Source organism: Bradyrhizobium sp. USDA 4354 (assembly GCF_054060315.1).
This window is the reverse complement of record NZ_JBSSDC010000001.1, coordinates 105932-118448: the sequence shown is the minus strand read 5'-3', so window position 1 is coordinate 118448 and position 12517 is coordinate 105932. Positions and strand designations below refer to the sequence as shown.

20 protein-coding genes and 1 pseudogene are annotated in these 12517 nt (G+C 64.1%); 8 read left to right on the top strand and 13 right to left on the bottom strand.

Translation table 11 applies throughout. From position 1 onward, the window contains the following. Window positions 1-152: 152 nt before the first annotated feature. The 3 genes from ACVIIV_RS00610 to ACVIIV_RS00600 all read right to left on the bottom strand — a co-directional run bounded on the left by ACVIIV_RS00610 (window position 153) and on the right by ACVIIV_RS00600 (window position 1515). Window positions 153-755: a pyridoxamine 5'-phosphate oxidase family protein gene (locus tag ACVIIV_RS00610; RefSeq protein ID WP_456742434.1), complete on the bottom strand. Its 603-nt coding sequence runs from the start codon at window positions 753-755 to the stop codon at window positions 153-155. A gap of 71 nt (window positions 756-826) precedes the next feature. Next, window positions 827-1180 (bottom strand): hypothetical protein, encoded by a 354-nt coding sequence (locus tag ACVIIV_RS00605; protein ID WP_456742433.1) that lies wholly within the window; start codon window positions 1178-1180, stop codon window positions 827-829. A gap of 140 nt (window positions 1181-1320) precedes the next feature. After that, window positions 1321-1515, bottom strand: coding sequence for a hypothetical protein (locus ACVIIV_RS00600; RefSeq protein ID WP_456742432.1), 195 nt, complete (start codon window positions 1513-1515; stop codon window positions 1321-1323). Between ACVIIV_RS00600 and ACVIIV_RS00595 the strand changes: the two genes are divergently transcribed. Together ACVIIV_RS00595 and ACVIIV_RS00590 are read left to right on the top strand one after the other, a co-directional pair. Beyond that, on the top strand, window positions 1514-1783 hold the full coding sequence (locus ACVIIV_RS00595) for a DUF2277 domain-containing protein (RefSeq protein ID WP_456742431.1): 270 nt from the start codon (window positions 1514-1516) through the stop codon (window positions 1781-1783). The two genes, ACVIIV_RS00600 and ACVIIV_RS00595, sit on opposite strands and share 2 nt — an antisense overlap. A 98-nt stretch (window positions 1784-1881) precedes the next feature. Further along, window positions 1882-2097, top strand: a complete 216-nt coding sequence (locus ACVIIV_RS00590; protein ID WP_456742430.1) for a hypothetical protein — start codon at window positions 1882-1884, stop codon at window positions 2095-2097. Window positions 2098-2100: 3 nt separating this feature from the next. On the opposite strand, the pseudogene ACVIIV_RS00585 reads toward ACVIIV_RS00590, so the two are convergent. Then, window positions 2101-2620: pseudogene (locus tag ACVIIV_RS00585) on the bottom strand (collagen-like triple helix repeat-containing protein). A gap of 157 nt (window positions 2621-2777) precedes the next feature. Between ACVIIV_RS00585 and ACVIIV_RS00580 the strand changes: the two are divergent. Then, on the top strand, window positions 2778-3065 hold the full coding sequence (locus ACVIIV_RS00580; RefSeq protein WP_456742429.1) for a hypothetical protein: 288 nt from the start codon (window positions 2778-2780) through the stop codon (window positions 3063-3065). Here the strand turns inward: ACVIIV_RS00580 and ACVIIV_RS00575 are convergent. Together ACVIIV_RS00575 and ACVIIV_RS00570 are read right to left on the bottom strand one after the other, a co-directional pair. Then, window positions 3016-3264 (bottom strand): helix-turn-helix domain-containing protein, encoded by a 249-nt coding sequence (locus ACVIIV_RS00575; RefSeq protein ID WP_027572640.1) that lies wholly within the window; start codon window positions 3262-3264, stop codon window positions 3016-3018. The two genes, ACVIIV_RS00580 and ACVIIV_RS00575, sit on opposite strands and share 50 nt — an antisense overlap. Window positions 3265-3621: 357 nt before the next feature. Beyond that, complete coding sequence (locus ACVIIV_RS00570) at window positions 3622-4389, bottom strand: SDR family NAD(P)-dependent oxidoreductase (RefSeq protein WP_456742428.1); 768 nt, start codon at window positions 4387-4389, stop codon at window positions 3622-3624. A 111-nt stretch (window positions 4390-4500) separates the two neighbouring features. On the opposite strand from ACVIIV_RS00570, the gene ACVIIV_RS00565 reads away from it, so the two are divergent. Continuing rightward, window positions 4501-4986 (top strand): J domain-containing protein, encoded by a 486-nt coding sequence (locus tag ACVIIV_RS00565; protein ID WP_456742427.1) that lies wholly within the window; start codon window positions 4501-4503, stop codon window positions 4984-4986. An 89-nt stretch (window positions 4987-5075) separates the two neighbouring features. On the opposite strand, the gene ACVIIV_RS00560 is transcribed toward ACVIIV_RS00565, so the two are convergent. The 3 genes from ACVIIV_RS00560 to ACVIIV_RS00550 form a co-directional block, all read right to left on the bottom strand. Next, window positions 5076-5327, bottom strand: a complete 252-nt coding sequence (locus ACVIIV_RS00560) for a hypothetical protein (RefSeq protein ID WP_456742426.1) — start codon at window positions 5325-5327, stop codon at window positions 5076-5078. A 238-nt stretch (window positions 5328-5565) separates the two neighbouring features. Continuing rightward, the gene (locus tag ACVIIV_RS00555; protein ID WP_456742425.1) at window positions 5566-5826 is read right to left on the bottom strand and encodes a hypothetical protein; all 261 of its coding nucleotides are present in this window, start codon (window positions 5824-5826) and stop codon (window positions 5566-5568) included. A 148-nt stretch (window positions 5827-5974) separates the two neighbouring features. Beyond that, window positions 5975-6358 (bottom strand): RidA family protein, encoded by a 384-nt coding sequence (locus ACVIIV_RS00550; protein WP_456742424.1) that lies wholly within the window; start codon window positions 6356-6358, stop codon window positions 5975-5977. 473 nt (window positions 6359-6831) lie between these two features. Between ACVIIV_RS00550 and ACVIIV_RS00545 the strand changes: the two genes are divergently transcribed. Then, a complete protein-coding gene (locus tag ACVIIV_RS00545) occupies window positions 6832-7266 on the top strand; it encodes a hypothetical protein (protein ID WP_456742423.1) in 435 nt (144 codons plus the stop codon). A gap of 83 nt (window positions 7267-7349) precedes the next feature. Here the strand turns inward: ACVIIV_RS00545 and ACVIIV_RS00540 are convergent, their stop codons facing one another. After that, window positions 7350-7778 (bottom strand): hypothetical protein, encoded by a 429-nt coding sequence (locus ACVIIV_RS00540; protein WP_456742422.1) that lies wholly within the window; start codon window positions 7776-7778, stop codon window positions 7350-7352. Window positions 7779-7999: 221 nt separating this feature from the next. On the opposite strand from ACVIIV_RS00540, the gene ACVIIV_RS00535 reads away from it, so the two are divergent. Next, window positions 8000-8485 (top strand): DUF4262 domain-containing protein, encoded by a 486-nt coding sequence (locus tag ACVIIV_RS00535; RefSeq protein ID WP_456742421.1) that lies wholly within the window; start codon window positions 8000-8002, stop codon window positions 8483-8485. Window positions 8486-8617: 132 nt separating this feature from the next. Here ACVIIV_RS00535 and ACVIIV_RS00530 read toward each other — a convergent pair whose 3' ends face one another. Together ACVIIV_RS00530 and ACVIIV_RS00525 are read right to left on the bottom strand one after the other, a co-directional pair. Beyond that, window positions 8618-9313: a glutathione S-transferase family protein gene (locus ACVIIV_RS00530; protein ID WP_456742420.1), complete on the bottom strand. Its 696-nt coding sequence runs from the start codon at window positions 9311-9313 to the stop codon at window positions 8618-8620. A 126-nt stretch (window positions 9314-9439) separates the two neighbouring features. Then, window positions 9440-10099, bottom strand: a complete 660-nt coding sequence (locus ACVIIV_RS00525; protein ID WP_456742419.1) for a glutathione S-transferase family protein — start codon at window positions 10097-10099, stop codon at window positions 9440-9442. A 238-nt stretch (window positions 10100-10337) separates the two neighbouring features. On the opposite strand from ACVIIV_RS00525, the gene ACVIIV_RS00520 reads away from it, so the two are divergent. Continuing rightward, the gene (locus tag ACVIIV_RS00520) at window positions 10338-11036 is read left to right on the top strand and encodes a hypothetical protein (protein WP_456742418.1); all 699 of its coding nucleotides are present in this window, start codon (window positions 10338-10340) and stop codon (window positions 11034-11036) included. After that, window positions 11036-11782, top strand: a complete 747-nt coding sequence (locus ACVIIV_RS00515) for a pYEATS domain-containing protein (RefSeq protein WP_456742417.1) — start codon at window positions 11036-11038, stop codon at window positions 11780-11782. Before ACVIIV_RS00520 ends, ACVIIV_RS00515 begins: the two co-directional genes overlap by 1 nt. Window positions 11783-11940: 158 nt before the next feature. Here ACVIIV_RS00515 and ACVIIV_RS00510 read toward each other — a convergent pair whose 3' ends face one another. Further along, window positions 11941-12477 carry a mismatch-specific DNA-glycosylase gene (locus tag ACVIIV_RS00510; protein WP_456742416.1) on the bottom strand — a complete coding sequence of 179 codons (537 nt, stop codon included), beginning with the start codon at window positions 12475-12477 and terminating at the stop codon, window positions 11941-11943. Window positions 12478-12517 lie beyond the last annotated feature (40 nt).

The window sequence follows — 12517 nt, the reverse complement described above, 5'->3', positions numbered from 1 at the left end:
TTCCCGCGAACCGCGCGGACCCATAACTACAGGGAGCAGTTCGGGCGCGCGATGGTAACCACGAGTCTTCGCCAAACGACGTCCTGTGGTATGGGTCCCAGATTGCGCTGCGCTTGTCTGGGACGACGCTGTAATTGTCGCGCCAGCTGCACCTACAGCTGGGTTTTGTAGCGCGCTTCTATGACGTCCTGGCTCTCCGCTTCGCCCAAGCCCGTCTGGTCGTGAATGACCTCGCCGATGCTCGGCATCACCGAGCGCTGCACCTTCTCGGACGACCACAGCTTCGAGCGCATCAGCGCCTTGCCGCAATGGAAATAGACTTCGCTGACTGCGACGTTCAGCACAGCGCGCGGCGGCTTGCCGAATTCGACCATCGAGGCGAGCAGATCCGGATCGGCCGATAGCGTGCCGCGCCCGCCGACGCGCAGCGTCTCGTCGATCCCCGGCACGAAGAACAACAGATGCACGAAGCCCGAGCCTTCGACGACGTTACGAAAACTGTCGATGCGGTTGTTGCCGGAGCGGTCGGGCATCAACAGCTGGTTGGGACCGGCGACATGGACGAAGCCGATGCCGCCGCCGCGCGGCGAGGCGTCGACACTGCCGTCAGCGCCCGACGTCGCCAGCACGCAGAACGGCGACATCTCGATGAACTTCCTCGCATGTGCATCGATCGCGGGTCGCGCCTTCTCGATCACACGCGGACTCGGCTTGGCATAGATGGTGGCGAGGTCTTCGGCGCTAAGATCGGTCAACGGTGTGCCTCCGCTTCAGTTTGGGCCAAAGCTATCCGATCAGGCGTGTCCAGCCAACGAAATCCATCGCGCTAAACTGCATCCGCCGGGACGAAGCAGCTGATGATGACGGCGCCGCGGTGGTGAACATACCACACCACGGCCTGGCCTACCGGATTGCCGCGATCGCGGATGATGGCGCGTTCAGGCACCTCCATCCATTGTCCCTCGATCGGCACCCAATAGGTGCCGCCACGCACGTCGTAATCGGTGCGATGGCCGTCGGAGATGTCGCAGCAGGGCACGCCATTCGGCGCGATCACGCTCTTGAACCAGGCACGGATGTCGGGCGGGACGTGATCATATTGCCCGTTGTCGAAGGCGAATGCGGCGCTCGTCAGCGACGTCGTCGCAGCCAGCCAAACGCACAGTGCCAGCCTGTGCATGCGATCCTCCTCGTCGTGTGTCGATTCGTATCGTTGATACGGATTAAGCCCGAGCTTTCAGCGCAATGCATGCTCAAATAATATGCGGCGGGGCGCGACACATATGATGCGTTGCCATATCAAGACAGCGCTTAGCGTTCCTACGTCGTCCGCCGCGCTGCGGTCTGCTGCAATTGCCCGATCTGCTCGCTGTAGGACTTCGCATTGCTGCGGTGCCCGCGCGTCTCGGCGCTCGCGGGATCAGGGTTGCTGCCGAACTTAACAGAAGTGTGCAGAAGGATGTAGGATTTCGGCTCCGCCGATCGTCTTTCAGGCTGACACCGGAGATCCTGCATGTGCCGCAACATCAAGACGCTGTTCAACTTCGAGCCGCCGGCGACGGAGGATGAGATCCACGCCAGCGCCCTGCAGTTCGTGCGAAAGCTGTCGGGGTTCAACAAGCCGTCGCAGGTCAACGAGGCGGCGTTCGAGCGTGCGGTGGCCGAGGTCTCTGAGGCCGCACGAAAACTCCTGACGTCGCTGCATACGCATGCGCCGGCGCGCGACCGTGAAGTTGCGGCGGAAAAGGCGAAAGAGCGCTCGCGGCTCCGCTTCGGTTCGTGAGAGAGCTCAAGCAACGTGCTCCGTGATCTGGCTCACGGTGTCTGCTGCCTCAGCTTGCGATGGTGGCTGCCGGGGTTTTGATCGCCCGGAGCACGACCATGAGCCGCCCCCTTCTTCCCCTGAAAGCAGGTGCAATCGTCTTCACGCTGCTATGGACCGCGTGGATGATGTGGTGGAGCGGCTCGTTCTCGAGCGCGAATGTGATCATCCTCGCTCTGTGCGGCGCTGCGGTCGGCTATCTCTGGTATCGCGCCATGCGCTGGCAGTTCGAGCGCATGGGCATGTTGCCGCGGCGCGAGGATCGGCCGAAATAGGCGTTAGTCCTTGTGGTCGCGCTTCTTCTTTCTCTTCTTCTTGTTCTTGTGATCGTCGCCGTCATCGCTCCCGTCATCGACGATTGCCTCGTCAGTCTCCTGGACGGCGGCCTCGAGCGCTTCGCGCTCGGCGGCTTCGCGTTCGCGCTGGCGGCGACGTTCGTCCCAGGCGTCGAAGAGCTGGTCGAGCCACGGCAGCACTTGCTCGATCGACGGGCAATTGGCCGGGCGGACCCGGCTCGCCGCGCGGGCCTTGCGGCCCTGCGGGCCCCTGCGGTCCGGCAGGCCCCGGCGCGCCGGCTGCTCCGCGTGAGCCGGCTTCGCCCTGCTTGCCTTGCGGACCGGGCTTGCCAGGAGGGCCGGCCTTTCCGATCGGCCCCGGCTTGCCCTGCGGCCCCGGCTTGCCGCGCGCCCCGTCGGGGCCGCGCCGGCCCGGATGACCCTGCGGCCCCGGCCGTCCCGGCTCGCCTTGCCGCCCGCGCGGACCCTGAGGTCCCTGCCGTCGTCCCTGATCGTCTGCCACGCCACTGCTCCCTTCACCCGAAGAAGCTACTTAGCGGCGTTTGACGACAGCAGCAATTCTGCCCACGCATCGTGCCAAGCTTGATCAACATCAATCGGCCGGGCGAGCGGCCGTGTCATCGATCGCACGCGGCCACACCCCTCGCGAGGAGCGACCGATGCGCGCAGCGTGGAAGGTCTTTTGCCTGTTCGCTGTCATTCTCGCGGCCTCGCTCGGCCTCGATCACCTGCTGGTGCCTGACATCGTCCCGGTCGCATTCGCCGAGGAGCCGCAACCGTCATGGGCTGTCATGACGGCTTTCTTCCTCCGTGCGATCGAACTGATCGCCGGCTCGGTCGCGATGATCGCGCTTGCGGTCATCGTCGGCGGACTGATCCAGCGCGCGTCCTCACGCGCTAGTCTTGATAGGCAGGCACGTCGATGCCGGAGGCGGCATAGAGCCTGATCTTGTTGCGCAGCGTGCGCACCGACAGGCCGAGGACACGTGAGGCGCGCGTGCGGTTGCCGTCGCAGCGCGCCAGCGTCTGGAGCACGAGCTCACGCTCGACCTCGTCGACCGTGGCGCCGATCAGGAGCGGAACGATCTGGTTTGGAGCAAGGAATTGTGCGTCCGGCTCGGACGCAGCGACATGAACAGTGGTCATCAATACACCTCCCGACCAACGCCCGCTTCCATCGTTGGAAGCGGATCGAGAACCAACGACCCCCAAGCCGTAGATCCACGGTGGTCCGGTTTGGTTAATGAAGGGTTAACCGGGGGCGATCGCACCAATTGACCTCAGGAATGCCGCGAAGCCGCCGCGATTGCTGGGAGATGCGTATCGAGACGGTCCGATCTCGCTCGGCTAATTCATTGTCATGCCCCCGCCTAGTGCGCAATTGCGCACGGGGGCGGGGCATCCAGTACTCCGAGAAGCCCGATGTCCCACGAGGAGTCGCGGCGTACTGGATCGTCCGCCTTCGCGGACGATGACAGTGAGCGAGTGGTGACGGTAGCGCCCTCACACCGTCCGATACCCGCCGTCCACCATCACGATCGTTCCGGTGACAAAGGCCGACATGTCGGAGGCGAGGAAGATCGCGGGTCCCACGATATCCTCGGGCTTGCCGGTGCGGGCCAGCGGAGTGTGGTCGACGAAAGCCTGCACCAGCGCCGGATTGGTCGCGCGCACATTGGCGTTGATGTTGGTTTCGATGAAGCCGGGGCCGATTGCGTTGACGCGCACGCCTTCCTTGCCGAGCTCGACCGCGAGCGCCTTGGTGAAGCCGAGCACGCCGTGTTTCGAGGTGGTGTAGGCTGCCGAGCTCGGCGTGCGCAGATGCACGAAGGATTGGATCGAGCCGATATTGACGATGCGGCCTTTGCTCGCGCGCAGAGGGCCAAGGAACGCCTGCGTCATGTTGAAGACGCCGTTGAGGTTGAGCGAGATGATGTCGTTCCAGTCCTTCGCGACCGTTTCGGTCTCTGCGGTGAAGGCGTTGCGGCGGGTGATGCCGGCATTGTTGACGAGGATCGAGACCTGTCCGATCTTCTCGGCCACCTGCTTGGCCAGCGCAAAGCAATCCTCGCGCCTGATAACGTCGAGCGGAAAGCTCTCGGCCTTGCCGCCGGCTTGCCGGATCTCCTGCGCGGCCTCCGCAACGGTCTCGGCGTTGACGTCGAGCAGCACGACCTGTGCGCCCTCGCGCGCATAACCGGCGGCGATCGCCCGGCCGATTCCGGAACCGGCGCCGGTGACGACGGCAATGTGGTTCGCGAGCAACGCCATGACATATTCCTCCCATTTTCGTTTCGAAGTTTCACGAAAAGCTAACTCGAAATTAAGGGGTCGGAAACGGCGGCCTTGGCATACTGATCTTCATTGCTAAACGTTACGCGCATGATGGAACGGCTCGACTCCTGGAAACTCGCCCTGGAACGCCTGCGGTCGGTGCACTCGCCCGATTGGGCCGAGGCTGGCCGGCTGGTGGCGGAGATCGTGCGGATGAGCAGCGACGTCACGCTGCGCCAGGCCGCCGAGCAGGCGCTTCCGGTGCTGCGTCAGGCCGTGGACAATGACGACCGCGGTGTGACGCTGGCGGCCCAGCGCCGCCTCGGCGTGGTGCTCGAGGTCGTCCACGATCTGACTGCCCCGCGCTTCGGCCGTCGCAACGCCATGCCGAAACAGCTGTCCAGCGAGGACCGTGCCCGCAAGATACTCGGCCTGCCGCTCGCCGTGCAGCTCACCTGCGAGGACATCAACCAGGCCTATCGCCGTGCCGCCAAGGGCATGCATCCCGACCAGGGCGGCAGCGCGGAAGCCTTCATCGACCTCGCCGCCGCACGCGACATCCTGATCCATCCCGGCGCGCACAAGGACGCGTGAGGGCGCGTCAGCTTCTGCTCGCGCAACACAAAAACAAACCGGGCAGGACGCTGGCGTCCTGCCCGGCTCTTCGTCCGCCGATCGAATTGTTACCAGGTGCAATGGCCGTTCTTGAGCGCGGCATCCTTCACCGCGAGCGCGTCGAGGAAGGTCGGCACGGTCGCGCTGGCGCGGTGATAGCCGGCCGGCCACGGCGTCGTCGGGATGCTCTCGTCCCAGATCTGGCAGAAGCCGGTGTCCTGCCAGCGGATCAGATGATAGCTGGCTTCGGCAGGGCTCGCTGCGACGAAGGCAGTGACGGCAAGACCGGCGGCAGCGCACAGCACGGAAATACGACGCATGATCAGCTCCTCAAATGAAAGATGTGATGCGCCTCCCGACAATGAGGGGAGGGGTGGTGCGGGACGTTTTGGGGGATGCGCCCCGAACAAGATGTGAGTAGCTGCTTGCGCCGATCAGGTTCAAACAGAGCCCGTGAGAATTGACTGATTGCGGCCGGAGAACGAGCGGTCCTGCACAAAAAGACGAAGGCGGATCGCTCGCGCGACCCGCCCTCAAACGCGATCTCTCGCCGAGAGCTCAGAGCGTGCAGCGGCGATCCGCGCGCATCTTGATCTGGAGGTCGGACGCCTGCTGGAAGGTCGCGAGCGGCTTGCTGACGACCTTGTAGGTCGACACCCCAATTTGGAACGGCTTGTACTTGAGGTCCTCGTTCCAGACCTGGCAGATGCCGGTGTTGTCCCAGCGGATCACGTAATAGCCGACCGCCGCCGAGGCGGGCACGGCAAAGGCGGAACTAGCGAAGCCGGCAACGGCACAGAGCGCGAGAACGCGACGCATGAAGTATCTCTCCTTATCGGGGAAGTAGGATGTGAAAATTCGTGCGGTAAAAGCAGGTCCTTTGCAAGCCGGGGAGCTGCCATTCACGGACATGTCAGCTGCTCCCCAAGCATTTGGTTTGGCCGCGTGCCCGGCAAGCCACACGTGCTCACTTCGCAGGCGAGGCGACCGCCTCGATCTCGATCAGCATCTTCGGATCCGGCAGCGCGTGCACCACGCAAGTCGTCCGTGCCGGATAGGGCGGCGGGCCGAAGGCGCCGGCATAGAGCGCGTTCATGGCGGCGACATCAGAGGCGCGGGTCAGGAGCACGTTGACCTTGACGAGATCGTGCATGCCGGCGCCGGCCTCGCCCAGCACACGCTGGATGTTGACGACGACGTTGGCGAACTGCGCCTCGAAACCGTCGGGCAGCGCGCCGTTGGCATCGAAGCCGGGAATGCCGGAGATGAACAGGAGGTCGCCGACGCGCGTCGCAAAGGACAGCGGCGGCGCCTTGACGTGCGGCGGGGGCGCGAAATGCTGGATCGGCATGGGATCACCTCGTGGATGGTGGCTGACGCAGGAGCGTAGCGGCAGGCGCGGCGCACGCAAAACAAAAAGTGCGAAAACAACCCCATGCACAGTAGCGATCGTGCGGAGATCGTTAGGCTTTTTAGAATTCGGGAAGAGAGAAATATCCGCTTGCTCCGTCGGGCAAAACAGGGGCAGAATGGGCATGATGGCGGCGGTCGGTGCGCAGTGCTTCGCCTCTCCCCGCGTGCGGCCCGCGGGTGGTGAGAAGACGGGCCATCTACCCCGTCATTGCGAGGGGCTCTTGCGACGAAGCAATCCAGACTGTCTCCGCGGAGAGATTCTGGATTGCTTCGCTGCGCTCGCAATGACGGAGAATGAGGACTTTCCGAGCGCGCAGCCGCCGCCCCATCATGTTGCCGCCGCGATCGATCGGATAGATTCGCTGAGTCTGATTCGATTCCACCCTTGAAAAATAGCCCCCGGAGACACCCATGAAGATCGCATCCACCTTTCGCGCCGTGCTGGTCGCCATCGCCGCGCTGGCCGGCCTCTCGACCGCGGCGCAGGCCGACAGCGGCTTCGTGACGCTGACGATCTACAAGGCGGGCTGGATCATCGGCGGCTCGGGCGGAAGCGGCGTGCTCAACTTCCGTGGCCGCACCTATGGCCTCTCCACCGGCGGTCTCGACTACGGCCTCGTGTTCGGCGGCTCCAAGACCGTGCTGCGCGGCCGTGTCTCCAACATCAACCGCCCCTCCGACGTCGCCGGCGTCTACGGCGCCGCCGGCGCGGGCCTCGCGGTCGGTGCCGGCGCCCGAGCCATCGTGCTCACCAACCAGAAGGGCGCGGTGCTGGAGCTGACCGGCACGCAGGTCGGCCTGATGGCGAATGCGGATCTGAGCGGACTTGCGATCACGATGCGGTAGAAGAAGGTGCCGTAGGGTGGGCAAAGCGCGCAAGCGCGGTGCCCACCATCGCGCGCCGCCGCGCGGCTGATCGATCTTGCGAGCTACCGTGCTGCGGGCGGGGCCGCCAGCGCCCGCATCAACTCCGGAAACGGCGTGAGCGGCTCGCAGCGCTCCATTCCCATAGCCACCGGCCGCACCCGGTCGCCGTCGAAATCAAAGACGTAATTGTCGCGAACGACGATGCCAAAGGGATTGTCGCGGAAGATCGCCACGCAAAGGGCCGTGAACGTGCCGCCCTTGAACAGACCGCCCCACCGCTCATACGGCGCGGTGATCTTGGCGTCTCGAACTACATGGCGATTGCGGTCGCGGATGTAATCCGCAATCCGTACTCGATAGTCCCTTGGCAGGGACGACGTAGGCGATGCCGCCTGGCGCACCGTGCTCGGCGGACGGCTCTCGGCCGCACTGGCGGTGACGTCCATCACGAGCAGGGCAAGCGCGGCCGTGATGGTGGCTGATCGTCGCATCGGTCCTCTCAACGTCATAGGCCTCACTAGATGGGAGAGCGGAGCCCATCGCTCGCGCCGCGATTCGTCAAGTGCACGCGAGCGTTCGACGCGACGAAGGCCGGCCCATTCCAAATCGGCGAAGGTCTCGTTGCCGTAACTCTTCTCCGCGGCATCGCAACGGTGGCATGTCGGCAGCAGAGTGAGGTACGCTTCGTGTTCCACACCTTGGAGGATTGCGAGTGCTCGATAGCTTCGAGTGGCCGACGCCCGATGACGCAGCCGACGAACGGCTGTTCCGGAACGTTCGCGAGCACGGCTGCCATCTCATGGGCATTGCCGGTGACGCGAAGGGGCCGGGGTATGTGTTCTCGATCGGGCTCTATCTCAATTACGCCCATGCCGAGCTCGTCATGTTCGGTCTCGCTGGAAATGACGCCGCCAAGGTCATCAATGCGATCCGCGACCGCGCAGCCGCGGGACGGTCATACGCCGACGGCGATGTCTGCGATGACCTGCCGCTCGAGCGCAAGGTCTGCTTCGTCGAGGTGCCGCTCAGCGCATACCAGGCCTATCTTGGGACGGCGATCTGGTTCTACGCGAAACTGCCGCGGCCGTTTCCCTGTCTTCAGATCGTCTGGCCGGATCAGGAGGGACGATTTCCCTGGGAAACCGGCTGCGACCCGCGGCTGAAGATCCATCAGCCCGTGTTGCGACCGTTTTCATGAGCGCGGTTCGTAGCGCGGTCCAGCACCAACGGAACGAAGCAAGACCTAACCCACCACTTTCTGCATCCGCGGCGGCAGAAGCGGTGGGTTACGCTTCGGACAGCGCTCCGCGCAGCCCGAAGCTAACCCACCCTACGATTTTTCGACCGCAGCATGAATCCGCTCGCAATGCGCGACGAGGTTTGCGTGCGCTTCGACGAAGGCTTTCAACGGCGTCGGGATCGGAAAGTAATAAATGTTGGCGATGAAGCCGTAGATGCCGGCATCGACGCTCGTCGGCGCCGCGCCGTGCACGAAGCCTTGCGCTGGCACGATGTCCGCCAGCACCTGCAAGTCGGCGAGCCCCCGCGCATAGGCCTGCTCGGGCGTGTAGCGGCCGATGCCCTGGAAGTGATAGCGCTGCGCGTTGTAGGCCTTGGCCTTCTCGAACCCTTCGGCGCTCACTTGCGGATGCTGCGCGATGAAGGCGTCGCGGAACGCCGGATAGAAGCGCTCGTCCTTCCAGCGCGAATAGGACATCACCCAGTAGAGATCGTCCAGCATGCGCGTCACGAAATGGTTGGTGCGGCGCTGCTCTGGCGACAGACCGGCATCGATCGTCAGGCGATATTTCGCGATCGCATGCGCGATGATGGTCTCGCTGTCGCCGATGGTCTCGCCGTCGTCGACGATGTAAGGCAGCTGCCCGCGCGGTGCAGCGGAAGCATCGAAGACGTGCTCATGCACGAACGGCACGCCCGACAGCTTGAGGAAGGCGTAGACCTTGAGGCCGTAGCCGTTGTTGTCGGCGACGCCGAAGAGTTGCGGATAGGAATAGAGGGTCAGCATCGGCGGGCTCCTCCGTGGTGGTGGAGGCCAGCATGCAGGGGCGCGGAGATGGACGCAATGGCAGCCGCGTAGCCCGCATGAGCGACAGCGACAAGCGGGAATAGCGGCCCCGGATCTCGCTTGCGCTCATCCGGGCTGCGAACGCGCCGCTGCCGCAAAGACGGCGAGCTGCGCGTCGAACGCCCGCTTGAACGCCGGCCGCGCTTCGCCGCGCGCGACATAGGCGGCGATAACAGGGTATTCGTCCAGCAGGCTGGATGTGTTCAGCCGGCGCAGCACCGTCACCATCAGGAGATCGGCGGCGCTGAAGGCGCCGTCCAGCCAGTCGTCATTGCCGAGGCGGCGGGACAATTCGCCGAGCCTGACACGGACGCGCTCCTGCAGCATGGGCAGCCGCTCCGCGTACCAGCTCTGGTCGCGTTCGAAGAGCATGGCCATGGTGAGCTCGACGATCGGCGGCTCCACCGTGCTCAATGCGGCGAACATCCACGCGATGGCGCGGCTTCTTGCGTTCGGCTCGGTGGGCAGCAACCCGGCATGACGCTCGGCGATGTGAAGCACGATCGCGCCGGACTCGAACAGGACGAGATCGCCGTCCTCATAGGTCGGAATCTGCCCGAACGGATGCAGCGCAAGATGCGCCGGCTGCTTCATCGCCGCGAATGAGACGAGGCGGACGTCGTAGGGCTGACCGACTTCTTCCAGCGCCCAGCGAACGCGCATGTCGCGGGCCTGCCCGCGGCCGCGGTCGGGCGAGCTTTCGAAGGCCGTGATGGTCGGAGGCATGTGGAGGCTCCATGTGGGTCGCGCTCTGGTCCAGAGGACGAACGGGCGGTGCGGATTCCGACAATCGAGCTCTATCGATCCAAACAATGTCTGACATTGACTAACGCTCGCGCCTGCTGCTTCGCCGCCCGGTTCGCGAGATAACGGCCTTGACGGTGGATTGGAATCCGAACATTGTGATCGCGTTTAAGTAGTGGAATATTTTTGTCTCTCCCGTCAGTCATTGCAGGGATTTGACGTGAACAAGATTTTTGTCGCCTTCTCGTTTCGAGATCGCAACGAGCAACTGGTCAGGGATGTTGACCGGATCATCCGTAGCCACGGTCTCGTGTCTGTCAGTGGAGAAATTCTTGGCGGGCAAGATCTGACGCCGGAAGTCCAGGCCCGCATCCGAGATTGCGACGCCCTGGTCGCGCTGATGACGCGAGAGATGCAGGTGCAGGCGGAGGGGCAAAGCTATTGGCTGCCGACCCAATGGGTGTCCGGCGAATATGTATCTGCACGGGCCAGGAATCAGTTGGCCATAGCACTCATCGAGGACGGTGTCCGATTGAACGGGCCGTATGCGCAGAATGAGCATATCAAGCTCGATCGAGCTGCGCCCTCAGAAGCACTTCTTCGTCTCTCCGAAACGATCGGTTACTGGCGAGCGGAAGCGGGGCGGGCTCTCGAGATCAGGCTTGTGCCCAAGGAGGCGGCCGTCTTCGCAGCCAGCGGCAATGCGCGGTGCCAGTACAGGCTCGTCGCTCCGAACGCGATGGCGCCGAGTCCCTGGCTCGATGGGCGGGCGGCCCGCAAGCCGGGTGGCGTGTTTCTCGTCGTGCCGGGCGTCAAGCCGGATCACGCCATTGAGGTGCAGCTTCTCGAGGGCGCCAGTCCAAAGTGGAATTCGGTCGAGTCTCCGCAGTGGGTTCACATCGAGCTGGCGAGCGTGTGATGACAAACGTCAAGATTGCCCAGCTTTCCGAACAAATCGAGCCCGCATACTGGCGGTGGTCGGTCTGGCTCGAAGGAGAGGAGATCGCCGCGGTCGAGGAGGTGGTCTGGAAACTTCATCCGACGTTCTCGCCGCCCGAGGTGCGCGTGACGGATCGCGCGAGCAACTTTCGCCTGAACAGCAGTGGCTGGGGCGAGTTTCGGATTCAGGCGGACGTCCGCATGAACAACGGGCAGAACCTCGCGCTGAGTCACTGGCTGCGTCTCGGCCGGTCGGCGCCGACAAAGGAGGAGATGGTTGCGATCCAGGCCGGCGACGTCGCACCGCTTGCGCTCGAGCCCGGCGAACGCCAGCCGCGGGTGTTCCTCTCTTATACCAGCTCGGACGCCCGGCTGGCAGGCGCGGTCGCAAAGGAATTGAAGCGCAATCATGTCGACGTCGCCATCGACGTCGACATTCCTTCAGGCGTCAATCTCCGGGACTGGACTTCGGAAAAGATCGCCCAGAGCGATGCCACCGTGTTCCTGCTGCCAAACGCCGATTCCGCGATGCTGTCGAACAGCTTCACGGGCTATGAATTGCAGCTGGCGCAGAGATCGGACAGGCCGATCATTCCGATCCTGCGATCGGAGGCGGACGTGCCGGATCAGCTGAAAAGCTTCAAATCCATCACTGTCGAAGGGGGGCCATCCGCCGAGATCGACGTCCAGGCCATCGCCCGCTCCATCACCAATATCGTTCGTTGAACGAGGATCTCGTAGGGTGGGGTTAGCCGCCCACGACGACGACGGTCGCTCAACACGGAACGGCGCAAGGCGTAACCCACCACTTTAGCGTCCGCGGCGACAAGCGGTGGGCTACGCCGCACGGCCTGCGCTTCGCTTTGGCCGCCCAGCTACCCACCCTATGAAGCACGACCAATCCACGCCGCCAGCTCGCGCCAGGGCTCCAACGTCCAATGTCCGGATGCGGCACCCGACGGCGAGGGCAGCACGAATGTGTCCGGCCAGCTTCCATCCCGCGCCTGCCGCCCCAGCGCAATCGCAGCTGACGGCCTGCCGTAAAACAAGCTCGCCGCCTTCTTGCTCGTGAACGCGATCGTCCGCGGCCGGTACTTATCGATCTTGGCCTTGAATCCCGGCACGTCGATCGCCTCCGCCGCGATCTGGTGATCCATCCCGGCGCCCGTCTTGCAGAGATCGGTGAAGCCGATCCCGAGCGCGATCAGCGAAGCGAACTCGCTTGGCTGATAGCGCCGCGGCGTGATCCCTGCCTCATGGATCGCGCGCCAGAAGCGGTTGCCGGGATGGGCATAGTAGTGCCCGAGCTCGGCCGAGCGCGCCGAGGCGGCGGTGCCGACAAAGACGAGGCGTAGGCCCGCGCGGAGCTGGTCGGGGAGGCGGTGGTGGGAAGCGTTGAGCGAATCTTGTGTCGGAAGCAAAGCCGATCTCACGGAATCAACACACAATAGGGTCGCCGGC

Coding starts and splice junctions, on each gene's coding strand:
- ACVIIV_RS00605 (WP_456742433.1), bottom strand. CDS start 1,180: ATGCACAGGCTGGCACTGTGCGTTTGGCTGGCTGCGACGACGTCGCTG.
- ACVIIV_RS00595 (WP_456742431.1), top strand. CDS start 1,514: ATGTGCCGCAACATCAAGACGCTGTTCAACTTCGAGCCGCCGGCGACG.
- ACVIIV_RS00600 (WP_456742432.1), bottom strand. CDS start 1,515: ATGCAGGATCTCCGGTGTCAGCCTGAAAGACGATCGGCGGAGCCGAAA.
- ACVIIV_RS00590 (WP_456742430.1), top strand. CDS start 1,882: ATGAGCCGCCCCCTTCTTCCCCTGAAAGCAGGTGCAATCGTCTTCACG.
- ACVIIV_RS00580 (WP_456742429.1), top strand. CDS start 2,778: ATGCGCGCAGCGTGGAAGGTCTTTTGCCTGTTCGCTGTCATTCTCGCG.
- ACVIIV_RS00575 (WP_027572640.1), bottom strand. CDS start 3,264: ATGACCACTGTTCATGTCGCTGCGTCCGAGCCGGACGCACAATTCCTT.
- ACVIIV_RS00570 (WP_456742428.1), bottom strand. CDS start 4,389: ATGGCGTTGCTCGCGAACCACATTGCCGTCGTCACCGGCGCCGGTTCC.
- ACVIIV_RS00565 (WP_456742427.1), top strand. CDS start 4,501: ATGATGGAACGGCTCGACTCCTGGAAACTCGCCCTGGAACGCCTGCGG.
- ACVIIV_RS00560 (WP_456742426.1), bottom strand. CDS start 5,327: ATGCGTCGTATTTCCGTGCTGTGCGCTGCCGCCGGTCTTGCCGTCACT.
- ACVIIV_RS00555 (WP_456742425.1), bottom strand. CDS start 5,826: ATGCGTCGCGTTCTCGCGCTCTGTGCCGTTGCCGGCTTCGCTAGTTCC.
- ACVIIV_RS00550 (WP_456742424.1), bottom strand. CDS start 6,358: ATGCCGATCCAGCATTTCGCGCCCCCGCCGCACGTCAAGGCGCCGCCG.
- ACVIIV_RS00545 (WP_456742423.1), top strand. CDS start 6,832: ATGAAGATCGCATCCACCTTTCGCGCCGTGCTGGTCGCCATCGCCGCG.
- ACVIIV_RS00540 (WP_456742422.1), bottom strand. CDS start 7,778: ATGCGACGATCAGCCACCATCACGGCCGCGCTTGCCCTGCTCGTGATG.
- ACVIIV_RS00530 (WP_456742420.1), bottom strand. CDS start 9,313: ATGCTGACCCTCTATTCCTATCCGCAACTCTTCGGCGTCGCCGACAAC.
- ACVIIV_RS00525 (WP_456742419.1), bottom strand. CDS start 10,099: ATGCCTCCGACCATCACGGCCTTCGAAAGCTCGCCCGACCGCGGCCGC.
- ACVIIV_RS00515 (WP_456742417.1), top strand. CDS start 11,036: ATGACAAACGTCAAGATTGCCCAGCTTTCCGAACAAATCGAGCCCGCA.